Origin of the sequence: Streptomyces sp. NPDC048192 (assembly GCF_043202415.1) — a bacterium.
In the GTDB taxonomy this organism is placed as follows: Bacteria; Actinomycetota; Actinomycetes; order Streptomycetales; family Streptomycetaceae; genus Streptomyces.
The window spans coordinates 561001-583075 of record NZ_JBIDAL010000003.1; the positions used below are offsets into that span (position 1 = coordinate 561001).

General features: G+C 73.7%; 23 protein-coding genes, 1 other RNA gene and 1 pseudogene. 12 read left to right on the forward strand and 13 right to left on the reverse strand.

Annotated elements, in window-relative coordinates; genetic code table 11:
- Window positions 1-12: 12 nt before the first annotated feature.
- Together ACGFZN_RS08195 and ACGFZN_RS08200 are read right to left on the reverse strand one after the other, a co-directional pair.
- The gene (locus ACGFZN_RS08195) at window positions 13-1194 is read right to left on the reverse strand and encodes a serine hydrolase domain-containing protein (RefSeq protein WP_393857655.1); all 1182 of its coding nucleotides are present in this window, start codon (window positions 1192-1194) and stop codon (window positions 13-15) included.
- Window positions 1134-2438: a multidrug effflux MFS transporter gene (locus tag ACGFZN_RS08200; protein WP_393857656.1), complete on the reverse strand. Its 1305-nt coding sequence runs from the start codon at window positions 2436-2438 to the stop codon at window positions 1134-1136. Before ACGFZN_RS08200 ends, ACGFZN_RS08195 begins: the two co-directional genes overlap by 61 nt.
- A 94-nt stretch (window positions 2439-2532) precedes the next feature.
- Between ACGFZN_RS08200 and ACGFZN_RS08205 the strand changes: the two genes are divergently transcribed.
- On the forward strand, window positions 2533-3555 hold the full coding sequence (locus tag ACGFZN_RS08205) for a Gfo/Idh/MocA family protein (protein WP_393857657.1): 1023 nt from the start codon (window positions 2533-2535) through the stop codon (window positions 3553-3555).
- A gap of 56 nt (window positions 3556-3611) precedes the next feature.
- Entirely contained in the window at window positions 3612-4370 is a 759-nt protein-coding gene (locus ACGFZN_RS08210; protein ID WP_393857658.1) for an SDR family oxidoreductase, read from the forward strand.
- Between the two features lie 264 nt (window positions 4371-4634).
- On the opposite strand, the gene ACGFZN_RS08215 is transcribed toward ACGFZN_RS08210, so the two are convergent.
- The 3 genes from ACGFZN_RS08215 to ACGFZN_RS08225 all read right to left on the reverse strand — a co-directional run bounded on the left by ACGFZN_RS08215 (window position 4635) and on the right by ACGFZN_RS08225 (window position 7371).
- Window positions 4635-5864 (reverse strand): D-alanyl-D-alanine carboxypeptidase family protein, encoded by a 1230-nt coding sequence (locus tag ACGFZN_RS08215; protein ID WP_393857659.1) that lies wholly within the window; start codon window positions 5862-5864, stop codon window positions 4635-4637.
- A 118-nt stretch (window positions 5865-5982) separates the two neighbouring features.
- Entirely contained in the window at window positions 5983-6963 is a 981-nt protein-coding gene (locus tag ACGFZN_RS08220) for an aldo/keto reductase (RefSeq protein ID WP_393857660.1), read from the reverse strand.
- Window positions 6964-7044: 81 nt separating this feature from the next.
- On the reverse strand, window positions 7045-7371 hold the full coding sequence (locus tag ACGFZN_RS08225; RefSeq protein WP_393857661.1) for a nuclear transport factor 2 family protein: 327 nt from the start codon (window positions 7369-7371) through the stop codon (window positions 7045-7047).
- Between the two features lie 154 nt (window positions 7372-7525).
- Here ACGFZN_RS08225 and ACGFZN_RS08230 point away from each other — a divergent pair, with 154 nt between their 5' ends.
- Together ACGFZN_RS08230 and ACGFZN_RS08235 are read left to right on the forward strand one after the other, a co-directional pair.
- The gene (locus tag ACGFZN_RS08230; protein WP_393857662.1) at window positions 7526-8071 is read left to right on the forward strand and encodes a DoxX family protein; all 546 of its coding nucleotides are present in this window, start codon (window positions 7526-7528) and stop codon (window positions 8069-8071) included.
- Between the two features lie 50 nt (window positions 8072-8121).
- Window positions 8122-8487 (forward strand): MazG-like family protein, encoded by a 366-nt coding sequence (locus tag ACGFZN_RS08235; RefSeq protein ID WP_393857663.1) that lies wholly within the window; start codon window positions 8122-8124, stop codon window positions 8485-8487.
- Window positions 8488-8611: 124 nt separating this feature from the next.
- Here ACGFZN_RS08235 and rnpB read toward each other — a convergent pair.
- From rnpB to ACGFZN_RS08250, 3 genes and pseudogenes are all read right to left on the reverse strand, one after another.
- Window positions 8612-9017, reverse strand: an RNA gene (gene rnpB / locus ACGFZN_RS08240) — RNase P RNA component class A.
- Between the two features lie 118 nt (window positions 9018-9135).
- Window positions 9136-9915 (reverse strand): annotated as a pseudogene (locus tag ACGFZN_RS08245) (DMT family transporter); the annotation flags it as partial.
- Between the two features lie 21 nt (window positions 9916-9936).
- The gene (locus tag ACGFZN_RS08250) at window positions 9937-10785 is read right to left on the reverse strand and encodes an AraC family transcriptional regulator (RefSeq protein ID WP_393857664.1); all 849 of its coding nucleotides are present in this window, start codon (window positions 10783-10785) and stop codon (window positions 9937-9939) included.
- A gap of 141 nt (window positions 10786-10926) precedes the next feature.
- Between ACGFZN_RS08250 and ACGFZN_RS08255 the strand changes: the two genes are divergently transcribed.
- From ACGFZN_RS08255 to eda, 3 genes are all read left to right on the forward strand, one after another.
- Entirely contained in the window at window positions 10927-11496 is a 570-nt protein-coding gene (locus ACGFZN_RS08255) for a hypothetical protein (RefSeq protein ID WP_393857665.1), read from the forward strand.
- A gap of 96 nt (window positions 11497-11592) precedes the next feature.
- A complete protein-coding gene (gene yaaA / locus ACGFZN_RS08260; protein WP_393857666.1) occupies window positions 11593-12375 on the forward strand; it encodes a peroxide stress protein YaaA in 783 nt (260 codons plus the stop codon).
- Window positions 12376-12458: 83 nt separating this feature from the next.
- Window positions 12459-13151 carry a bifunctional 4-hydroxy-2-oxoglutarate aldolase/2-dehydro-3-deoxy-phosphogluconate aldolase gene (eda, locus tag ACGFZN_RS08265; protein ID WP_393857667.1) on the forward strand — a complete coding sequence of 231 codons (693 nt, stop codon included), beginning with the start codon at window positions 12459-12461 and terminating at the stop codon, window positions 13149-13151.
- Here eda and ACGFZN_RS08270 read toward each other — a convergent pair.
- The 3 genes from ACGFZN_RS08270 to ACGFZN_RS08280 are packed head-to-tail and all read right to left on the reverse strand — an operon-like array spanning window position 13134 to window position 15912.
- A complete protein-coding gene (locus tag ACGFZN_RS08270) occupies window positions 13134-14279 on the reverse strand; it encodes a bifunctional RNase H/acid phosphatase (RefSeq protein WP_393857668.1) in 1146 nt (381 codons plus the stop codon). The genes eda and ACGFZN_RS08270 overlap by 18 nt on opposite strands.
- 35 nt (window positions 14280-14314) lie before the next feature.
- The gene (locus tag ACGFZN_RS08275) at window positions 14315-15058 is read right to left on the reverse strand and encodes a zinc ribbon domain-containing protein (RefSeq protein WP_393857695.1); all 744 of its coding nucleotides are present in this window, start codon (window positions 15056-15058) and stop codon (window positions 14315-14317) included.
- A gap of 17 nt (window positions 15059-15075) precedes the next feature.
- Window positions 15076-15912 carry a Nif3-like dinuclear metal center hexameric protein gene (locus tag ACGFZN_RS08280; protein ID WP_393857669.1) on the reverse strand — a complete coding sequence of 279 codons (837 nt, stop codon included), beginning with the start codon at window positions 15910-15912 and terminating at the stop codon, window positions 15076-15078.
- A gap of 187 nt (window positions 15913-16099) precedes the next feature.
- Between ACGFZN_RS08280 and ACGFZN_RS08285 the strand changes: the two genes are divergently transcribed.
- Together ACGFZN_RS08285 and ACGFZN_RS08290 are read left to right on the forward strand one after the other, a co-directional pair.
- The gene (locus ACGFZN_RS08285; protein WP_393857670.1) at window positions 16100-17344 is read left to right on the forward strand and encodes a hypothetical protein; all 1245 of its coding nucleotides are present in this window, start codon (window positions 16100-16102) and stop codon (window positions 17342-17344) included.
- A 97-nt stretch (window positions 17345-17441) separates the two neighbouring features.
- Complete coding sequence (locus ACGFZN_RS08290) at window positions 17442-17600, forward strand: hypothetical protein (RefSeq protein ID WP_393857671.1); 159 nt, start codon at window positions 17442-17444, stop codon at window positions 17598-17600.
- A gap of 118 nt (window positions 17601-17718) precedes the next feature.
- Here the strand turns inward: ACGFZN_RS08290 and ACGFZN_RS08295 are convergent, their stop codons facing one another.
- On the reverse strand, window positions 17719-18594 hold the full coding sequence (locus tag ACGFZN_RS08295; protein ID WP_393857672.1) for a MaoC/PaaZ C-terminal domain-containing protein: 876 nt from the start codon (window positions 18592-18594) through the stop codon (window positions 17719-17721).
- A 157-nt stretch (window positions 18595-18751) separates the two neighbouring features.
- Here ACGFZN_RS08295 and ACGFZN_RS08300 point away from each other — a divergent pair, with 157 nt between their 5' ends.
- The 3 genes from ACGFZN_RS08300 to ACGFZN_RS08310 are packed head-to-tail and all read left to right on the forward strand — an operon-like array spanning window position 18752 to window position 21735.
- Window positions 18752-19714, forward strand: a complete 963-nt coding sequence (locus tag ACGFZN_RS08300) for an ABC transporter ATP-binding protein (protein ID WP_393857673.1) — start codon at window positions 18752-18754, stop codon at window positions 19712-19714.
- Entirely contained in the window at window positions 19714-20430 is a 717-nt protein-coding gene (locus ACGFZN_RS08305; RefSeq protein WP_393857674.1) for an ABC transporter permease, read from the forward strand. Before ACGFZN_RS08300 ends, ACGFZN_RS08305 begins: the two co-directional genes overlap by 1 nt.
- Before the next feature lie 18 nt (window positions 20431-20448).
- Complete coding sequence (locus tag ACGFZN_RS08310) at window positions 20449-21735, forward strand: sensor histidine kinase (protein WP_393857675.1); 1287 nt, start codon at window positions 20449-20451, stop codon at window positions 21733-21735.
- Here ACGFZN_RS08310 and ACGFZN_RS08315 read toward each other — a convergent pair.
- Complete coding sequence (locus tag ACGFZN_RS08315) at window positions 21701-21925, reverse strand: AbfB domain-containing protein (protein ID WP_393857676.1); 225 nt, start codon at window positions 21923-21925, stop codon at window positions 21701-21703. The two genes, ACGFZN_RS08310 and ACGFZN_RS08315, sit on opposite strands and share 35 nt — an antisense overlap.
- Window positions 21926-22075 lie beyond the last annotated feature (150 nt).

The window sequence follows — 22075 nt, forward strand, 5'->3', positions numbered from 1 at the left end:
TTGCCGGAGCCCTCAGATCACCGCCCGTGCCAGATGGCCGGCCAGTCTCGCTCTCGGCCCGCTGTCCGGTGTCCTCCGCCGGGGGTGGACCGTGTTGGCCAGCACCACCAGGAAGGTGTCCGTGTGCGGGTCCACGACCAGGGACGTGCCGGTGAAGCCCGTGTGGCCCGCCGCCCCGTGCCCGGCCAGTTCGCCCATGAACCAGGGCTGGTCCACAGTGAAGCCCAGCCCCGGCGGGGTGAACAGCAGCTCCACGAAGTCGGGGCCGAGGATGCGGGCGGGGCCGTAGGAGCCGCCGGCGAGCAGGGCGCGGCAGAAGACGGCCAGGTCGCGGGCGGTGGAGAACAGGCCCGCGTGGCCGGCGACGCCGCCGAGCGCGAAGGCGTTCTCGTCGTGGACGACGCCCCGCAGCATTCCGCGGTCCGCCTTGGCCCAGGGCCGCCGCTGGTCCTCGGTGGCGGCGGCGCCGGGGCAGGGCCCGAAGGCGGTGGCCGTCATGCCGAGCGGGCGGGTGATGCCGTCCGCGATCAGGACGTCGAGGGTGCGGCCGGTGATGCGTTCCAGCACGGCCTGCAGCAGGAGCATGTTCAGGTCGGAGTACAGGTACCGGCCGGGTTCGGCGACGGGCGCCTCGGCGCGCAGCAGGGCGAGCCGGGAGGCGTCGTCGGGGCAGTCGTACAGGGGCAGCTCGGGGCGCAGCCCGGAGGTGTGGGTGAGCAGTTGGCGCACGGTGATGCCGTGGGCGGCCGCGGCGTGGAAGTCGGGCAGGTAGTCGCCGATCCGGGCGTCCATGCCGAGGGTGCCGCGCTCGATCTGCTGCACGGCGGCGACGGAGGTGAACAGCTTGGTGAGGGAGGCCAGGTCGAAGGGCGTGTCGACGGTGGCCGGGACCCGGGCGGCGGGCGGCAGTTCGACACCGGTGTCGGTCTCGGGGTCGTAGGCGGAGTAGCGGACGGCCCAGCCCGCGGCCTCGGCCACGGCGATCACGGGGCCGCGGCCGGCCAGCACGACGGCGCCGGCCGCCCAGGGGCGGTCGCCGGCGGTCAGGGCGTGCACCTCGCCGGCCAGGTGCCCGAGGTGCACGGGGTCGAGCCCCGCCCGTTCCGGTGTGCCGGCGCGCAGTCTCGGTGCGCTCAGTTCTCGTCTCCCTCCGAACCCGCACGGGTGTTCCCGCGTGCGTTCCAGGGACGGCACATTCCCACGAAGCAGGCCGCCGCGACCAGTGCTCCCACCAGTTGGACCACCGCCATGGGTACGGCGGTGTGCTCTCCGGCGACGCCGACGAGCGGTGAGGCGACCGCGCCGACGAGGAAGGAGGTGGTGCCGAGCAGTGCGGAGGCGGAGCCGGCGGCGTGCCGGGTGCGCAGCAGGGCGAGGGACTGGGTGTTGGGGAGGGTGATGCCCATGGCGGACATCAGGACGAAGAGGGCGGCGGCGACGGGGACCAGACCGGTGTCGCCGAGGGCGCCGGCGGCCATCAGCAGCAGGGCGGTCGCGGCGAGCACGATCACGGCGAGGCCGGTGGCGAGCACCTTGTCCAGGCTGACCCGGCCGACCAGCACCTTGCCGTTGATCTGCCCGGCGGCCACGAGTCCGACCGAGTTGAGGCCGAACAGCAGGCTGAAGGTCTGCGGGGAGGCGCCGTAGATCTCCTGGACGACGAAGGGGGACGCGGCGATGTAACCGAACAGCGCGGCGAAGGCGAAGCTGCCGGCCAGCGTGTAGCCGGTGAACGGCAGGTCGGCGAGGAGGGCGCGCATGGAGCGCAGGGCGTCGCCCACTCCCCCGCCGTGGCGCTGCGCGGGCGGCAGGGTCTCGGGGAGCCGCAGCCACACCAGGGCGCCCAGCAGCAGACCGACGCCGGTGAGCACCAGGAACACGCCCCGCCAGTCCGTCACCCGCAGGATCTGACCGCCGATGAGCGGCGCCACGATCGGCGCGACCCCGGAGATCAGCATCAGGGTGGAGAAGAAGCGGGCCATGGCCACGCCGTCGTACAGGTCGCGTACGACGGCCCGGGCGATGACGATCCCGGCGGCGCCGGCGAGGCCCTGGGCCAGCCGGAAGGCGACCAGGGCCGTCACGTTCGGCGCGAAGGCGCACAGGGCGGTCGCCACGAGGTAGACGGCGAGGCCGGCCAGGAGCGGACGGCGGCGGCCCCAGCGGTCGCTCATCGGGCCGACGACGAGCTGCCCGAGCGCCATGCCCAGCAGACAGGCGGTGAGGGTGAGTTCGACCGTGGCGGCCGGTGCGTGCAGGGACCGGGTGACCTCCGGCAGGGAGGGCAGGTACATGTCCATCGCCAGCGGGGGCGTGGCGGTGAGGCCGCCGAGGACGAGGGTGACGAGGACACCGGTGCGCCGGGTCGCGGCGGGCGGCCGGCCGGGAGCCGGTGCGGACCGTCCCTGCGGTGTCGGCGCCGCCGCCTGCTCGTGCATCCGCCCCTCCCCTGTCGTGGTGTCCGTGCCGTCCGTGCCCCTCCGACGCGGACGGCACCTATGCTCTCAGCTCGTACAGAGTGCCGGGGCACACATGAGCGAGGGTGGGGCGATGGACAAGGTGCGCTGGGGGATCCTGGCGACGGGCGGGATCGCGGCGGCGTTCGCGGCGGACCTCGTGGATCTGCCGGACGCGGAGATCACGGCGGTGGCCTCGCGGCGGGCGGAGTCGGCGCGCGCGTTCGCGGAGCGGTTCGGGGCGGCGCGGGCGTACGGCGACTGGGAGTCGCTGGCCGCGGATCCCGACATCGATGTCGTGTACGTGGCCACGCCGCACGTGGCGCACCGGGCGGCGGCCGGGCTGTGCCTGGCGGCGGGGCGGAACGTGCTGTGCGAGAAGCCGTTCACGCTGAACCTGCGCGAGACGGAGGAACTCGTCACGCTGGCCCGCGAGCACGACCGCTTCCTGATGGAGGCGATGTGGATGTACTGCAATCCGCTGGTACGGCGGCTGAAGGCGCTGGTGGACGACGGGGCGATCGGCGAAGTGCGCACCGTGCAGGCCGATTTCGGGCTCGCCGGCCCCTTCCCGCCCGCGCACCGGCTGCGCGATCCGGCACTGGGCGGCGGGGCGCTGCTGGACCTCGGCGTGTACCCGGTGTCGTTCGCGCAGCTGCTGCTGGGCGAGCCGGACGCGGTCGCGGCGAGCGCGCTGCTGTCGCCGGAGGGCGTCGATCTGCAGACGGGCGCGGTGCTGTCCTGGGAGAGCGGCGCGATGGCGTCGCTGCACTGCTCGATCACCGGCGGTACGGGCGGCACGGCCTCGGTGACCGGTTCGCGCGGCCGGATCGACGTGCCGGCGGGCTTCTTCCACCCGGAGCGGTTCGTGCTGCACCGCGAGGGCCACGACCCCGAGGAGTTCGCCGCCGACCCCGCGGACGGCCCGCGCACCACCCTGCGCCACGAGGCGGTCGAGGTGATGCGGGCCCTGCGCGCGGGCGAGAAGGAGTCCCCCCTGGTGCCGCTGGAGGGCTCCCTCGCGGTCATGCGCACCCTGGACGCGGTCCGGGACCGGATCGGCGTGCGGTACCCGGGCGAGGAGGTCCCCGCCCGATAACCGTATGGCGGACATGGCATTCCGCATCGCGGACTCTCCGCCTACGCTGCGGTGCCATGACTGACAGGCAATCGAAGATCGCGGTGGTGACCGGGGCCGGATCCGGGATCGGCCGGGCCGTGGCCGTGGAGCTGCTGCGGGGCGGATGGTCGGTGGCCCTGGCCGGGCGGCGCACCGGGACACTGGAGGAGACGGCGGCACTGGTCGCGGAGGGCGACGCGCTCGCCGTGCGGACGGACGTGTCCCGGTCCGAGGACGTGGACGCGCTGTTCACGGCGACGGTGGAGCGCTTCGGCCGGGTGGACCTGCTGTTCAACAACGCGGGGACGTTCGGGCCCGGCGGCGTCCCGGTCGAGGAGCTGCCCTACGACGCCTGGCGGCACGTGGTGGACACCAACCTCAACGGCGCGTTCCTGTGCGCGCAGGCGGCGTACCGGCGGATGAAGGAGCAGGACCCGCAGGGCGGCCGGATCATCAACAACGGCTCCGTCTCCGCCCACGCACCCCGCCCGCACTCGGTCGCCTACACCGCGACCAAGCACGCCCTGACCGGCCTGACCAAGTCGCTGTCGCTGGACGGGCGGCCGTACAACATCGCGGTCGGGCAGATCGACATCGGCAACGCGGCGACCGACATGACGGCCCGGATGCGGACCGGCGCGCTGCAGGCGAACGGCGACGTGGTCCCGGAGCCGGTGATGGACGTGGCCGATGTGGCGCGCACCGTACGGCACATGGCCGAGCTGCCGCTGGAGGCGAACGTGCAGTTCGCGACGGTGCTGGCGACGGCGATGCCGTACATCGGCCGGGGCTGAGGCCCCGGCGCGCCGGCACCGGATGTTTTCACACAAGCGGAATTTGAACATCCGCGGTATTGCGGCCGGTCGAGCCCGTATGCTCAAATTTCTCCACAAGAGCTTCACAGTTGGAGCACACGGATTCCGCGGCCGCTCGCGCGGTCGCGTCTCGGCCACACCGAGGGGGGAAGCGGCGGCCGTTCCACCGGGCCGGAGTTGGGGGTGGGCCTCGCGACGGGACGCGAGGCGCGCACCGGCCGGTGGAACGGCCGCCGGAAACCGTCAGCGCCGGTGCCTGCCGGCCACGTCCGCGTCCCCCTCGGCCGCCTCCGGCGGCTTGGGCGCCTCGGCCGTCCCGGCCGCCGCGACCGCCCTGCGCCGCCGCCGTACGACCCAGGTCCCCGCCGCCGCCAGCAGCAGCGCCGTACCGGCCGCGCCCTCCACCAGCCGCCCGGCGGACGGGCCGCGCGAGCCCGCGCCCGCCGCGCCGGCCGCCACCGGGGCCCCCTTGCCGGTCGCCGCCGACGGACCCGCCTTCCCTCCGCCCTCGCTGAGCGGTTCCACCAGCACGCCCACCGGCTGCGCCGAACGCCCGGGCCCGAAGCCCCAGTCGAGCAGCGCGGCGGTCTGCTCGTAGACGGCGTTGCTGCCGGCGGCCGGGTGCATCACGGTGACCAGCAGGGTGCGCCCGCCGCGGGTGGCGGCGCCGGTGAAGGTGTTGCCGGCGTGGCTGGTGTAGCCGTTCTTGACGCCGATCAGGCCGTCGTACGACTTCAGGCCCCACGCCCCGGTCAGCAGGCGGTCGGTGTTCTGGATCTGGAAGGTCTTCTTGCCGCCCGCCGGGAAGTCCGCGGTCCTCGTGCCGCAGTAGCCCCGGAAGTCGGCGTCCTTCAGACCGTGGCGGGCGAACAGCGTGAGGTCGTACGCCGAGGAGATCTGGCCCGGATGGTCGAAGCCGTCGGGGCTGACCACATGGGTGTCCAGGGCCTGCAGATCCCGGGCCTTGGCCTGCATCTCCGCGACCGTCTTGGCGATGCCGCCGTTCATGTGGGCGAGGACGTGCACGGCGTCGTTGCCGGAGCGCAGGAACACGCCCTGCCACAGCTGCTCGACGGTGTAGGTGATGCCGGGCTTGATGCCGACCAGGCTGGAGCCGAGCGGGACGTCGGCGAGGTCGGAGTCCTGGACGGTGTACCGCTCGCTGCGGTCGAACTTCGTCAGGACGGTGTCCGCGAACAGCATCTTCAGCGTGGACGCGGGGGCCAGGCGCCGGTGCGCGTTGAACGAGGCGAGCACCTCGCCGCTCGCGCAGTCGGCGATCAGCCAGGAGCGGGCGGTGAGCTTCTCGGGCAGTCCGGAGGCACCGCGCACCTGGACACCGGTGCGGGCCAGTTGCCCGCCGCCGATGACGGTGGACTCGGCGGCGGAGGCCTGGGTGGTCATGGACACGGGAAGGGCGGCGGCCGTCAGTCCGAGGACGGCGCGCCGGCTGAGCCGGGAGCATTCGCGCACCTGGGGACGGTACACCGCGCCCAGCAGCGGAAACCGCGCAGGAGCCCCGTGCCGCCGCCGGAATTTGCCACCTTATGAAAATCCGATGAGTCGTCCCGCTTTCTCGGACCCGGCGCGCTCACCTGCCCAGGATGCGGTCGATCTCGGCCAGTTGCCCGGCGGTGAGCTGTCCCTTCTCCAGCGCGCCCGCGTTCTGCTCGGCCTGCGCGACCGAGCGGAAGCCGGGGATCGGCACCGTGCGCGGGCTGCGGGCCCAGATCCAGGCCAGCGCGCCCTGGGCCAGGGTGCGGCCGCCACTGGTGAGGACGTCGCGCAGGGCGTCGACGCGGGCCGTCCAGCGCGGATCGGCCCCGGAACCGTCCCCGAACCCCTGGAGCCAGGCCGGCGGCCTGCTGCGGATGTCCCCCGCCTCCAGCGGGCCCTGCCGCCGGCCGGCCAGCAGCCCCATGGCGAGGGGACCGCGGTTGACGCTGCCGAGGTCCGCCCGCTCGCACAGGTCCAGGAGCCCCGGCGCGTCCTGAAGGACGTTCAGGGTGTGCTGTACGGCCGTGCAGTGCGGGCCCTCGGCGAACACGGCGGCGCGCTCGGGGTCGTCGGTGCTCCAGGCGTAGCCGCGGATCAGCCCCTCCGCGACCAACTCCTCGCACGCGTCGCGGACTTCCGCGGCACGCCCCGGATCGGCGTCGGCCAGATGGAACTGGTACAGGTCCACGTGGTCGGTGCCGAGGCGGCGCAGGGAGGCGGTGAGGGCCCGGCGGACGTACTCCGGGGTGTCGTCCTGGCCGTCGGCGGTGCGGGTGTCCGGGTCGAAGAGGTTGCCCCACTTGGTGGCGACCACCACGTCGTCACGGCGTGCGCCGAGGGCGCGGCCGAGGACGCTCTCGCTGTGCCCGGCGCCGTAGCAGTCGGCCGTGTCGAAGAAGGTCACGCCGAGGTCGAGGGCGCGGTGGATCGCCCGTACGGACTCCTCGTCGTCCACCTTCCCCCACCCGAGCGGCTGCCCGTCGGCACCCTGCCACTCCCCGCCGATCGCCCAGCACCCGAAGCCGAGCGCGCTCACGCCGATGCCACTGCGTCCCAAGGTCCTTGTGGTCTCCATGACCGAGGACGCTAGGAGTTGAAGCGCACGCGAGCACAAGCCCCCGGGCGCACGCGAGGACAGGCTTCCGGCTCCCGCGGCCTACGCCTGCCCGGTCTCGAACCGCGAGATCCGCCCGTCGTCCTCGACGGTGAAGCGCCACTTGGTGCGCATCTCGCCCCAGGTGTCGTTGCTGAAGCGGGCGAGCAGGACCCGGCCGCCGGCGGACTCGTTGTCGACCTCCATGTGGCCGTGGGTGGAGAAGATCTCCTGGTCGGTCCACTCGGCGAGGTCGCGGTCGGAGCCGTCGTCGGACATGGTCGCCCCGGGCGCGAGCAGCGCCATGAACCCCTCCCGGTCATGGGAGTTGACCGCGTTGACGAAGGCCCGGACGGCCGGATCGCTGAGCTTGGCTGGCTGAATCGTCATGCCGTCAGGCTCACACCGCCCTCCCGGCTCCGCCACCCGAACGCTCTCCTCCGCGGGCCGGCCGGTGTGAGACCTGCGACGGTGGATACGCGGAACCCGCTTGTCCCGCTCCGCACGTCATCGCCTGTCCGCACATCATCGCCCGGGAGTCGCCGTGACCTGTCTCGACCGCCGTGATCTGGGCCTGCTGCTGCTCCGGCTGGGAACCGGCGGGGTGCTGGCCGCGCACGGCGCGCAGAAGCTGTTCGGCTGGTTCGGCGGGCACGGTCTGGAGGGCACGGGCCAGTTCATGGAGTCCGTCGGCTACGCGCCGGGGAAGGCGAGCGCGACGGCGGCGGGCCTCGCGGAGGCCGGCGGCGGCACCCTCCTAGCCCTGGGTCTCGCGACCCCGGCGGCGGGCGCGGCGGCGGCCGGCGCCATGGCCGGGGCGGCGACGGTCCACATGCCCAACGGCTTCTTCGCCCAGGAGGGCGGCTACGAGTACGCGGCCAGCCTCGGCCTCGCGGCGACCGGCCTCGCCGTCACCGGACCAGGCCGCCTCTCCCTCGACCACGCCCTCGGCCACGTCTTCGACCGCGGCTGGATGGTCCCGGCGGCCCTCGGGTTCACCGCGGCGGCCACGGCCCTGGTGATCGGCGCCCGGAACCAGCGGCTGCGGGCGAAGAGGGAGGGCGAGCAGGAGGCGCTGTTCGAGGAGTAGGTCCTCTTCGGGGATTCGAGGAGCAGATCTTCTCTGGGAAGCTGACCGGCATGACCGCTCAGCACCCCACGGACACCGGCACCGACTCCGCCCCCGCCTCCGCCCTCTGGCCGGCGATCGACGACCTCTTCTCCCGCCTGGAGGCGACCCGCGGCCACGCCGGCCGGGAAGGCCTCCTCCTGCGCGTCCTGAAACTCTCCGAGGAGACCGGCGAGGTGGCCGAGGCGATCATCGGCGCCACCGGTCAGAACCCCCGCAAGGGCGTCACCCACACGTGGGAGGACGTCCAGGCGGAACTCTGCGACGTGGTGATCACGGCGCTGATCGCCCTGCGCACCCTGACACCCGAGGCACGGGAGGTGTTCGAGGGCCACCTCAAGCGGGTGCGGGAGCGGCCGTTGATCCCCGAGGGCTGAGCGGGGTCCGGCTGTCGCGCAGTTCGACGAGAAATCAGCCACCCGATCACAGCCAGAGCGCCCTCCACCACGAGTTCGTACCGGCCCGAGAAGACGGCTTCCGACCCGCGAAGACAAGGAGCGGCAGACGAGCCGGGCTGTACGCCGGGTTCTGTTCCCCGGTGCCCTCGCGGGCGTCGGGGCGACGGCCATCCATCTAGGGCCGGCGTTGCCGCCGGCCTCGTGCGGTCTACCCGGGGACTCGGGCGGGCAGCCCTCGAACGTCCCCGCAGAGCCGCCGTTGCAGCGGCTCCTTTTGACCTTGCTCCGGGTGGGGTTTACCTAGCTGCCCAGGTCACCCTGGGCACTGGTGGTCTCTTACACCACCGTTTCACCCTTACCGAGGGCCGAGGCCCCCGGCGGTCTGCTTTCTGTGGCACTGTCCCGCGGGTCACCCCGGGTGGCCGTTAGCCACCACCCTGCCCTGTGGAGCCCGGACGTTCCTCGGGAAGCCCCCTAGGGGGACTCCACGCGGCCGTCCGCCCGGCTCGTCTGCCGTGTCGACCATGGTACCGGGCGCCGGGAGCGGCGCGGGCCGGCGGCGGCCGTGGCCAGGACCGAGCCCGCGAGGATCAGGGCGAAGGCCGCAAGGACCGTGGGCGTCAGCCGTTCGGAGAGGAAGAGGGCGCCCGCCGCCACCGCCACCGCCGGGTTGACGTACGTGATCACCGTCGCCCGCGTCGGGCCCGCCTCCTTGATCAGCTCCAGGAACGCCACGAACGCCACCGCCGTGCACAGCACGCCCAGGCCGGCGAGCGCGGTGAGGGCGGAGGACGAGGGGACGGAGGACGGCCGGGTCAGCGCCGCCGGCACGGCGTAGACGATCGCCGCCAGGGTCAGGCAGGCCGAGGTCAGGTGGAGGGAGGGGACGTCCTTCATGCGGCGCGCGGCTATCACGGGGGCCGTCGCGTAACCCACGACCGTCACCAGCACCTCGGCCAGCGAGCGGGCGTCCCCGCCGGTCAGATGGGGCAGGGTCAGCACCGCCACGCCGGACAGGCCGAGGGCCAGGCCCGTCAGGCGGCGTGCTCCCAGGTGTTCGGTGTCGCCCAGCAGCCGGGCCACGGTCAGGCCCACGATCGGCACCCCCGCGATCAGCAGGCCCGAGGTCGAGCTGGACAGATGCCGTTCGGCGTCCGTGAGGGTGAACCAGGGCACCATGATCTCCAGGCACGCGAAGGCCAGCATGGGCCGCCAGTGGGCGCGCACGGTCCCGGGCAGGCCGCCCTGGCGCAGGGCGAACGGGAGCAGCAGGACCGCGCCGAGCGCACAGCGCGTGAACACGACCACCGGCGGGGACACCTCGTCCACCGCCACCTTGATCATCAGATAGGGGACGCCCCAGACCACTCCCATCAGGGAGAACAGAAACCAGCCGCGTGCAGTCATACGGCGAGTCTCGGCCGCCGGTCACGGGATGTCTTGAACGCTGTTGCGGTACGCCGCCGATGTGACGCTCGTCCGGTACGCCGCCGGTGTCACCCCCAGCACGCGGCGGAACCAGCGCGTCAGATGCGCCTGGTCGGCGAAGCCGACGAGGCCCGCGACCTCCGCGGGGCGCAGCCCCGCCTCCAGCAGGGTCCGGGCCCGGTTCACCCGGTACTGGGCCAGCCAGGCGTACGGCGGTATGCCCATCGTCGTGCGGAAGGCGCGCAGGAGCTGGTAGCGGGACAGGCCCAGCTCGGCGGCGAGGCCGGCCAGCGGGGGCGGAGCCGTGAGGTCGTCGGCGAGGCGGTCGCGGACCGTCAGGGCGATGGCGCCCGCGCCGGGGATCTCGTCGGGCGCGGACCTGGCGGTGGAGTGGCGGCGGGCCAGGGCCGTCAGCAGCCAGGGCAGGACGGACTCCGCCTCCAGCGGGTCGGGGCAGGCGCTCAGCCGGGTGTGGGCGCGGTGCAGCGCGGCGGCCAGTCGGGGGTCGTCGAGGAGGGGCTCGCGGAAGTGCGGGAGCCCGCCGAGGGTGCCGTCGGCCAGCAGGGACGGCTCGGCGTACAGGGCGCGGTAGGCGTAGCCGTCGGTGGCGTTGCCGGGGCCGCCGGTGTGCATCTCGCCGGGGTCCAGCACGACGATCGTGCCCGGGCCGGTGCGGATGCGGCCGCCCCGGTAGTCGATCACCTCGGTGCCGCCCACGCAGACGCCGATCGTGTACTCGTCATGGGCGTGCGGGGCGTAGGTGTGCCGGCGGAAGTCGGCCGTCAGCAGGTCCAGCGGGGGCCCGCCGCGGCCCAGCCGGGCACGCGTCCACAACGCCTGTTCGGTCATCCCCCGTCCCCTCTCCCGCCTCGCGGCCGTCCGGCCTGCTTCCGGCGAAGGGTGCAACGCCTTCTGCGCCCGCTTCCATGCCCGGCCACGGCGGCGTCCAGGGGGACGGTCGAATACCCTTTCGGCAGAGGGGAGTTGAAGATGCTGGGGACCATGGGACTGCTGGCGCGGCACGAGGCGCGGCTCTACGGGAGCCTGCTGCTGTGGCTGGCCCGGCGCAGCCAGGGCACCGCCGGGGGGCGGGCGTTCGGGTACATGCGCGGGCAGGGGGCCACGACGGTGGGGCTGGCCTTCGTGTGCGTGGTCGAGACGATCGGCGTGTCCGCGATGCTGCGGGACATGCCCACCGCGCACGACGTGCTGCTGGTGGTGGACGTCTACAGCGTGCTGCTCGTCGTCGGCCTGCACGCGGCCTGCGTGGTCCGCCCGCACGTGCTGACGCCGCGGACGCTGCGGGTGCGGTACGGCGTCCATGTGGACCTGTGCGTCCCGCTGGCCGCGATCAGCGCCGTACGCCGGGAGACGCGCAGCACCCACGTGCGCGAGGACGGCGCGCTCGACCTCGCCGTCGGCTCGCAGACGTCGGTCACGCTGGAACTCGCCGAGCCCGTCACCCACCGGTCCTTCCTCGGCCGTCGGCGGCAGGTGAGCGTGGTGCGGTTGCACGCCGACGACCCCCAGGGCCTCGTGCAGGCCCTCACGCGGGCGTGAGGCGCACCTCCGGGCGGATCTCCGGCGTATCTCCGCGCGAGGGCGCGTCGGCGGGACGCCGTACGCTGTCGCGGAGGTCTACGTGAGGAGTTTGTGGTGCTGGTCCTGCTGCCGCCGTCGGAAGGCAAGGCGAACGGAGGCGAGGGCGCCCCGCTGGAGCTTCGGTCGCTGTCCCTGCCGGGGCTGACCGCCGCGCGGGAGGCCGTACTGACCGAGCTGGTCGAGCTGTGCGGCGGCGACGAGGAGAAGGCGCGCGAGGTGCTCGGGCTGAGCGAGGGGCTGCGCGGCGAGGTCGCGAAGAACGCGGGCCTGCCCACGGCCGCCGCGCTCCCCGCCGGGGAGATCTACACCGGTGTCCTCTACGACGCCCTGGGCCTGGCCGCGCTGGACGCGGCGGCCCGGGAGCGCGCGGCGCAGTCGCTGCTGGTGTTCTCCGGGCTGTGGGGAGCGGTGCGGGTGACCGACCGCATCCCCTCCTACCGCTGCTCGATGGGCGTGAAGCTGCCGGGGCTCGGCGCGCTGGCCGGGCACTGGCGGGCGCCGATGGCCGAGGTGCTGCCCGAGGCGGCCGGCGAAGGCCTGGTGCTGGACCTGCGTTCCTCGGCGTACGCGGCGGCCTGGAAGCCGAAGGGCGAGGTCGCGGGCCGCACGGCGTCGGTGCGGGTGCTGCACGCGCCGACCCGGAAGGTGGTCAGCCACTTCAACAAGGCGACCAAGGGCCGGATCGTGCGCAGCCTGCTGTCGGCCGGCGCCGCGCCGGAGACCCCCGCCGAACTGGTGGAGGCGCTGCGGGAGCTGGGGTACGTCGTGGAGGCGGAGGCTCCGGGCCGGGCCGGCAGGCCGTGGTCGCTGGACGTGCTGGTGGACGAGATCCACTGAGCCGGGACGCTCCCCGCACCCCCGTCATTGCAGCATGTGCAACGTTCGTTGCGGCACGTGCACCGCGTCGGCACGATGAGGGCATGACCTCACCGCTGCCCTCCGTCCCGGCCGCCTCCGTGCTGGATCTCGCGCCCGTCGTGCCCGTGGTGGTCGTCTCCGACGCCGCCGACGCCGTGCCGCTGGCGCGGGCGCTGGTGGCGGGCGGGCTGCCCGCGATCGAGGTGACGCTCAGGACGCCGGCGGCACTGGACGCGATCCGCGCGATCGCCGCCGAGGTGCCGGACGCCGTGGTCGGCGCGGGCACGGTGATCGCGCCCGAGCAGGCCGGCGCGAGTACGGCGGCCGGGGCGCGGTTCCTGGTCAGCCCCGGCTGGACGGACGCGTTGCTGGCGGCGATGCGCGGGGCCGGGGTGCCGTTCCTGCCCGGGGTCTCGACCGCGTCGGAGGTCGTGGCACTCCTGGAGCGCGGGGTGCGCGACATGAAGTTCTTCCCGGCGCAGGCTGTGGGCGGTACGGCGTTTCTGCGGTCGCTGGCCGGGCCGTTGCCGCAGGCCCGTTTCTGCCCCACGGGCGGGATCGGTCCGGCCGACGCGCCCGGGTATCTGTCGCTGTCCAACGTCGGCTGTGTGGGCGGCAGTTGGATGGTCCCGGCGGACGCGGTGGCCGCCGGGGACTGGGCCCGGATCGAGGAGCTGGCGCGGAGCGCGGCGCGGCTCGGCGAGGCCGGGGCGCCGGGTTCGGGGTCCCGGACGGGTTCAGGGTCGCAGGTGTGAGGTGTCGTTGAAGAGGCGGACGCTGGCGTTGCCGTCCGCGTAGTACGCCACCGCCGACAGGGAGGCGGCCGACAGCTCCATCCGGAACAGGGACTCGAGCGGGGCGCCGAGGGCCTGGCGGACGAACATCTTGATCGGGGTGACGTGCGTGACGAGGAGGACCGTGCGGCCCGCGTACGCCGCGACCAGCTTGTCGCGGGCGGTCGCGATCCGGACGGCGGTCTCGGCGAAGCTCTCGCCGCCGCCGGTGGGATGGGCCTCCGGGTCGGCGAGCCAGGCGTTCAGGTCGTCGGGGTGGCGCTCGCGGACCTCGCCGAAGGTGAGGCCCTCCCAGGCGCCGAAGTCCGTCTCGCGCAGTCCCTCTTCGATCGTCACGTCCAGGCCGAGGCGCGTGGCGACGACGGCGGCGGTCTCCCGGGTGCGGGTGAGGGGGGAGGCGACGACGGCCTGGATGGTGCCGCGCCTGGCGAGGGCCTCCGCGGCGCGGTGGGCCTGTTCGCGGCCGGCGGCGGAGAGGGCGGGGTCGGTGCCGCCGCTGCCGGAGAAGCGCTTCTGCGGGGTGAGGGGGGTCTCGCCGTGGCGGAGCAGCACGAAGGTGGCGGGGGCGCCGAGGTCGGGGGCGCTGCTCCAGCCCGGCGTCGACACGTGCTGCTCGCCGGCGGTGTCCGGGCGCTGCTCGCCGGGAGGCGCGGCGGAGGCGGAAGCCGACCACTGCTCCCCCCTCGCCCCCGCGTCCATCGCCTCGTTGGCCAGGCGGTCGGCGTGCTTGTTCTGCGCGCGGGGGATCCACTCGTAGGTGACCCGGTCCGGTGGGAAGACCGCCCGCGCCTGGGTGGCCAGGGGCTTCATCGCCGGGTGTTTGATCTTCCAGCGGCCCGCCATCTGCTCGACGACGAGCTTGGAGTCCATGCGGACGTGGACGCGGGCCGCCGGGTCGAGGGCGTGGGCGGCGCGCAGGCCGGCCAGGAGGCCGCGGTACTCGGCGACGTTGTTGGTGGTGACGCCGATGTACTCGGCCGCCTCCGTCAGCGGCTCGCCCGTGGCCGCGTCCCGCACCACCGTGCCGTAGCCCGCGGGGCCCGGGTTGCCCCGCGACCCGCCGTCCGCCTCGACGATGAACTCCCGCACCCGACAAGCCCCTTGTCTACGACTGTCTACGACGTCTACAGACCCGACTCGGCCGTGCGCACCAGGATGCGGCGGCAGTTCTCGCAGCGCACCACGGTGTCCGGCGCCGCCGAGCGGATCTCGTTCAGCTCGGTGATCGCCAGTTCCTGGCGGCAGCCCTGGCAGGTGCGGGCGTACAGCTTGGCGGCGCCGATGCCGCCCTGCTGCTCGCGCAGCTTGTCGTAGAGCTTCAGCAGGTCGGCGGGGACGGAGGCGGCGACCACCTCGCGCTCCTTGGTCACCGAGGCGACCTCGCCGTCGATCTGCTCGCAGGCAGCGTCCCGCCGCGCGACGGCGTCGTCGATCCTCGACTGGACGGACGCGACCCGCTCGGTCAGCTCGTTCACCCGCTCCTGGGCGGCCTCGCGGCGCTCCATGACCTCCAGGACCACGTCCTCCAGGTCGCCCTGCCGCTTGGCGAGGGAGGCGATCTCGTGCTGGAGGCTGGCCAGGTCCTTGGGCGAGGTGACCGCGCCGGAGTCCAGGCGCTGCTGGTCGCGGGCGGCGCGCTGGCGCACCTGGTCGACGTCCTGCTCGGCCTTGGTCTGCTCGCGGGCGGTGTCGCTCTCCTCGGTCTGCGCGGCGACGAGCAGGTCGCGCAGCTGGGTGAGGTCCTTGGTCAGCGCGTCGATCTCGGCGTGCTCGGGCAGCGACCTGCGCTTGTGCGCGAGCTGCTGCAGGCGGACGTCCAGGTCCTGGACGTCCAGCAGGCGGATCTGGTCGGCGGGCGCGGCGTTCAGTTGGGGGCTCCCGGAATTCAGCTAGAGGTGGTGGACGCCGCGTGGGCGGTCCAGGGGTCGGTGACCGTCTTGGAGACGTGGACCCTGAGGTCCCAGCCGTGGCGGTCGGAGATCTCGTCGAGCTGGCTCGCGGCCAGCTCGCACCAGGGCCACTCGGTGGCCCAGTGCGCCGCGTCGAGCAGCGCGAGGGGGCTCGCGGCGACGGCTTCGCTCGCCGGGTGGTGGCGCAGGTCGGCGGTGAGGAAGGCGTCGACGCCGGCGGCGCGGACCTGGTCGAAGAGGCTGTCGCCGGAGCCGCCGCTGACGGCGACCGTGCGGACGACGGCCTCGGGGTCGCCGGCCACCCGGATGCCCTGCGCGGTGGCGGGGAGCCGCCGGGCGGCGCACTCGGCCAGCTCGCGGACGGTCATCGGGTGGTCCAGTTCGCAGACGCGGCCGAGGCCCCGGCGGCCCTCCGGGTCGGTGGGGTCGGGCACCAGGGGCCGTACGACCCGCAGGTCGAGCGCGCCGGCCAGGGCGTCCGAGACGCCCGGGTCGGCGGTGTCGGCGTTGGTGTGGGCGACGTGCAGGGCGATGTCGTTCTTGATCAGCGTGTGCACGACACGGCCCTTGAAGTGGCCGGCCGCGACCGTGGTGGTCCCCCGCAGATAGAGCGGGTGGTGGGTCACCAGCAGGTCGGCGCCGAGCTTCACCGCCTCCTCGACGGTCTCCTGCACGGGGTCGACGGCGAACAGGACCCGGGTGACCTCCTGGCCGGGGTCGCCGACGACGGTGCCGACCGCGTCCCAGGACTCGGCCCGCTCGGCGGGCCACAGGGTCTCCAGCGCGGCGATGACTTCAGACAGAGAGGGCACGAAGGCAAGGCTACCTGGCTGGCCTGCGCGGCCGTACCGCATACGGCGGCTCTGCCCCGGTCAGCACAAAGGTCCCGTTTTCCTCAGCTGAATCGCTTCTGCACCACCCGTATGTGTGAAGCCGGACTCGGCCCGTCCCACGCCCGTGCGTACGAAAACTAGCTTCGTCGCCGGAGGTGACCGAACGATGACGGCCTGTGCGATCGAACCCCCGTCCACGGACGGGACGGACGGGGTGCCGGGGACGGTTTTCGCCCTCACGGCCGACGGCGCCTACGCGGCCCGGCTCGCCTCGGCCGGCGACTCCTGGTTCCCGGAGCGCTGGACGCTGGACGGCCCGGAGCCGTACGCGGTGCCGCTGCCCGGTGACCAGCCCGAGGAGCCCGGCACCGAGGTGCAGCCGCTGTCCGACGGCCGGGTGCTGATCCACCGGCTGGTCGAGCACCGGCACGCCTTCTCGCTGCTGTACCCGACCGGGCCCGGCACCGGCGAGCTGCCGCTGGGCGCGGTGGAGTGCCCCGAGCCCGGCACCCGGCTCACCCTGCTGCCGCCCGCGCCGGGAGGCACCCGGGCGTACGCCCTCGCGGTGGGGCCGCGTTCGAGCGCGGTCTGGCTGGTGGCGGGCGGGGCGTCCGGCCCGGAGCGGCTGGCGGAGGTGCCGGGGCGCTGCTCGGGCGGGGTGTGGCTGGACCGCGCCGGCCGGATGCTGGCGCTGGACCGGGAGCTGGACGGGCCGGTGAAGACGGTCGTGGTGGACCTGGAGCGCGCCGAGGTGTCGCCGCTGCTGCAGATCGCGGCCGGCAGCGACGACCGGCTGCTGCTCGCCGACCCCGACAGCGGACTGCTGCTCATCTCCTCCGACGCGCCCTCGCCCGGGCAGGAACGATTGGGCTGGGGCGTGCTCGGCAGCACGTTGCCGGTGCGCTTCCCGGAGAGCCTGAGGGTGCCGGACTGCGCGGTGACGCCGTTCGCGGTCCAGCCCGGGCAGGTGCTGATGCCGGAGAACTGCGCGGTGGCGCTGCGCATCGACGGCCCGTACGGCAGTTGGGTGGGCGTCTGGCGGCCCGCCGGGCGGCGGGTGGACCATCTGCCGGCGCCCCTCGGGTGGCTGGCCGGGGCCGGGCTGTGGACGCCGGAGGGGGTGCTGCGGCTGCCGTACACCACGCGGGAGACTCCGTGCGGGGTGGCGGAGTTGACGGCGCCGAAGGCGGAGGCGGCCGCTCGGTGCGCCACGTCCGCGGGGTCGCGGGACGCCGATCCGAGGGGTGCGGTGCAGGAGCCGGAGGGTACGGCCGGCGAGGCGCCCGGGATGTCGCCGCGGCCCGCGGAACCGGGGCCGGCGGAACCCGCGCAGGCGGAGCCCGCGGAGCAGGTCACGGCCCGTCCGGTGCCGTTGCAGCAAGCGCCTCTGGGACGTCTTGTAACGAACTAGTGCCGGTTGGCGTGTGCGCCTGGATTCGGCCCGTGGTGTGCCGGTTACACTCGCCCGGCTGTACGAAAGATCATGTTGACGGGGTGAATTACTTCCGATGAGCGACACCAGCACGACTCAGCAGCTGTCTGCCGACTCTCAGGACGCGGTCGGCCACGGCCGGCACCGGGGCCCGGTAGCGGCCCAGGAGAGCGAGTCGGCTCCGCACGGCAAGCACCGCAAGCCGGCCGAGCAGTCCGCGGAGGCCGCTGCCTGACGGCAGTGACGGAGCAGGGGGCGCCCACGCGGACGCCCCCTCTTCTCCTTTCCGGGGTTCTTTTCCGGGATTCTTTTCGGGAGTTCTCTTCGGGGGGTGCTTTTCCGGGGCCGGCGTCTCAGCCGTACTCGACGAGCGTGTCGGTAAGGACCGGTGCGTCACCCCGCTCCACCGCGCTCACCACCACCTGGACGCCGCCCTCCCGCCGCCACATGCGCACGCGCAGCGTCTCCCCCGGGTACACCACCCCCGCGAAGCGGGCGGTGTACGAGCGCACCCGGGTCACCTCGCCGCCGAGCAGCGTGTCCACGACCGCCTTGAGGGTGATGCCGTAGGTGCACAGCCCGTGCAGGATCGGCCGGTCGAACCCGGCGCGCCTGGCGAAGTCCGGGTCGGCGTGCAGCGGGTTCCGGTCGCCCGAGAGCCGGTAGAGGAGGGCCTGGTCCGGGCGGACGGGGCGGTCGACGGTCCGGTCGGGTCCGCCGGCGGGCGGGTCGAGCCGGGTGGAGGGGCCGCGGTCACCGCCCCAGCCGCCCTCCCCGCGGACGAAGATCCGGGCGTCGGCGGTCCACAGCGGGCCGGCGGCGTCGGCGACGTCGGTGCGCAGGACCAGGACGGCGGCGCTGCCCTTGTCGTGGACGGCGACGAGCCGGTGGGTGGCGGTCGCGGTGCCCTCGGCCGGGACCGGGCGGTGGATCCGCAGACTCTGCCCGCCGTGCAGGACCTTGGCGAGCTCGACGTCCACGCCGGGCACGGACAGCCCGCCGATCACGCCGGGCACGCCGGCACCGGCGACGGTGGCGAAGCTCGGCAGGACGTGCAGCCGGGACTCCAGCGTGTAGCGCAGCTCGTCGGGGTCGGTGGCGGGGTCGGCCTTGTCGGGGTCGGCTCCCGCGCCGATGCCGAGGTGGTAGAGCTGGACGTCCTTGGCGGTCCAGGAGATCTCGCCGGTCCGGGGTTCGGCCGCGAGGGCGCGGCGTGCGTCGATGGGCATGGGACTCCTGACACGGGCGGCGCCCTCTGTATAGCCGAGCGCTCCACGCCTGGAAAGTTCCTGGCGCCACGTCAGGTCCGTCAGTGACATTTGTCCTGCCGGAGTCGGTACACGCGCCTCTGCCGGAAGCGGGGCCGCGCTCCCTAACGTCGTAGACATGACACAGACGGAGCACACCGCCGTGTCCTTCACGGGGGCGGTCAAGACGTATGGCGCGGTGCGCGCCGTGGACGGGGTGGACCTGGACGTCGGGCGCGGGGAGACCGTGGCCCTGCTCGGCCGCAACGGCGCCGGCAAGTCGACCACGATCGGGCTGCTGCTCGGGCTGCACGAGCCCGACGGCGGCACGGTGGAGCTGTTCGGCGCCGCGCCGGAGCGCTCGGTGCGGGCGGGCCGGGTGGGCGCGATGCTCCAGGACGCACGGCCGGTGCCGCGGGTCACCGTGGCCGAGCTGGTCGGGTTCGTCGCCTCCCGGTATCCGGCGCCGATGCCGCTCGCGCGGGCGCTGGAGCTGGCCGGGATCGCGGACCTCGCCGGGCGCCGGGTGGACCGGCTGTCCGGGGGGCAGGTGCAGCGGGTGCGGTTCGCCGTCGCGCTGTGCGGGGATCCGGCGCTGCTGGTGCTGGACGAGCCGACGGCCGCGCTGGACGTGGAGGCCCGGCACGCCTTCTGGGCGTCGATGCGCGCCTACGCCGAACGCGGCCACACCGTCCTGTTCTCCACGCACTACTTGGAGGAGGCGGACGCCTACGCCGACCGGATCGTGGTCATCGACCGCGGCCGGATCGTCGCCGACGGAACCGGGGACGAGCTGCGCCGCGCGGCCGGGGGCAGCCTGGTGTGCGTGGACCTGGCGGGCCGGGAGCCGGCGGACCTCAGCCTGCTGCCCGGGGTCCGCTCGGTGGAGGTGCTGGGCGGCCGGGCCCGCCTGCGCACCGACGACTCGGACGCGACGGTGATGGCGCTGGCGGAGCTGAGGGCCATCAGGGGGCTGGAGGTGTCTCCGGCTTCACTGGACGACGCGTTCTTGGCACTGACGGCCGGCGGACGCGCCCCAAAGGGGCGCGCGGGGCTGCGCGAGCAACCACAACAGACCCGCACCCGAAAGGAGACCGTCTGATGCTCGCCTACATCCGCCTGGAAACTCTCCGCACCCTACGGGACACCGGCTTCGTCATCGGCGGCGTGGCGATGCCGGTCATGATGTACCTGCTGTTCACCAACCTCGGGCAGAACGACGGAAGTTGGAAGACGGCGTCGATGATCGGCATGGCCGCCTACGGCGCCGTCGGCTCGGCGCTGAACACCGGAGGCGCCGTCGCCGAGGACCGCGCGACCGGCTGGCTGCGACAGCTCCGCGTGACCCCCATGACCCCGCGCGAGGTGGTGACCGGCCGGGCCCTGACCGGGGTGGTGACCGTACTGCCCTCGATCGTCGCCGTACTGGTGGCGGGCGGTCTGGTCAACGGCGTACGGCTGGTGGCGGCCCACTGGGTGGCGATCGCGCTGCTGCTGTGGCTCGGCTCGGTCCCGTTCACACTGCTCGGCCTCGGCAACGGCTACCGGCTGACCGGGCCCGCCACCGGCGTGGTCAACATGGTGTGCAACCTGGGGCTCGCGGTGCTCGGCGGGCTGTGGTTCCCGGTCAGCCTCTTCCCGGGCTGGCTGCGGGCCGTCTCGGCGTACACGCCGACCCACCGGTTCGCCCAGCTCGGCACCGCCGTATCGGAGGGGCACGCGCCGGGTGCCGGTGCCATCATCGTGCTGACCACTTGGCTCGTTCTGTTCGGTTCGTACGCTGTGCTGTCGTACCGCCGTCGGGCGGGGACCATCTGACCGGGGGAAACATCAGTCATGACGTGGGTGTCGGGAGTGCGGTGCCAGATACGGGCCCTGCGGGCCGAGCGGCGCCGGTGGCGAGCGGACATGGAGCGGTTCAAGGCCGCGCAGCGGAACGCCCGCGAGCAGGGCGGGGAACCGGACGTCCGGCATCCGGGTCCGCCGCCCACCGGCTTCTCGCTGCTGCCCTGGCTGCTGATGGGGATGGGGGCCTTCTCCAATCTCCTCCAGGGCAGGACGCCGAACCCGTGGGTCGGCGGCCTGGGCCTGATCGTCTTCAACTCCCTCTACATCTACGTCACCTTCCGCTCCTTCGACCGCGTGAAGCGGCAGGCCGCCTCCACCCGGGTGGCGCTGCTCCTCATGGCCCTGGTGACCACGGGTCTGGCGCTCGGCTACGGCGGCGACTGGCTGATGTTCTTCCCGCTGCTCGGCCTCGCCGTGGGCGCCGCCCTGCGCGGGCCGTGGCTGGGCCGCACCGGCCTGCTGCTGACGGTGTACGCGGCGTGCGTCTCCGCCGTCCGCGGCGACTGGGGGGACGCGACGAACATCGGCTACGCGACCTTTCTCTCCAGCATGGTGACGGCCGCCATCCTGGGCCTGTCCGAGGCCGTACGGGAACTGCGCGCCGCCCGTGAGGAACTGGCCCGACGCGCCGTGGAGAAGGAGCGGCTGCGCTTCTCCCGGGACCTGCACGACCTGCTGGGGCACACGCTGTCGGTGATCGTGGTGAAGTCCGAGGCGGCCCGGCGGCTGGCGCAGCGCGATCTGGACGCCGCGCTGGGGCAGATCGCGGACATCGAGTCGGTGGGCCGGCAGGCGCTCACCGAGATCCGCGAAGCGGTGACCGGCTACCGGGAGGGCAGCCTCGCCACCGAGCTGACCCGGGCCCGTTCGGCGCTGTCGGCGGCGAGCGTCGAGCCGGTGGTGCGGCAGTCCGGGGTGCCGCTGGAGCCGCAGACGGAGGCGCTGCTGGGCTGGGTGGTGCGCGAGGCGGTGACCAACGTGGTGCGGCACAGCGACGCGAGCCGCTGTGAGATCACCGTGGACAGCGGTGCCGAGCGGGCCGTGCTCACCGTCTCGGACAACGGCAGCGGCCGGCCGGTGAGCCGGTCCGAGCCGGGGATCGGCGGGACCGGCCTGACGGGGCTGGCCGAGCGCCTCGCGGCGGCGGGCGGCTCGCTGACGGCCGGCCCGGCGCCACGGGGCGGTTTCACGGTGACCGCCGAACTTCCGGTGGCCACCGCAGAGTTCGCGGACGCGGTGGCTACGGCGCCCAGGGCCGGCCGACCGCCCAGCTGACGTCGTCGGTCCACGACGTGCTGCTGTCGAAGGCGTTGGAGCCGCCGTCGCTCGCTATGTACAGGTTGTAGTCGTAGTGGCGCAGGTATCTGGCCGGGTAGTTGTACGACGCGAACGAGGTGCCGGTGCCGCTCTTGCCGGTCTGCGGGCAGAAGGTGGCGTCGGCCCGGAACTGGGCGGTGCCGTCCATGGGTTGCCGGTACAGCTTGTAGTGTGCTGCGCCAGAAATCACGAGGGTTAGTTGGTACCTTCTTTCCGTGGCGCATCGAGGTCCTGCTGCTGTGGAGATCGTTCTTTCCGAGGACGAGCGTGTCGAACTTGTGCGCCGGGCGGGGCTGCC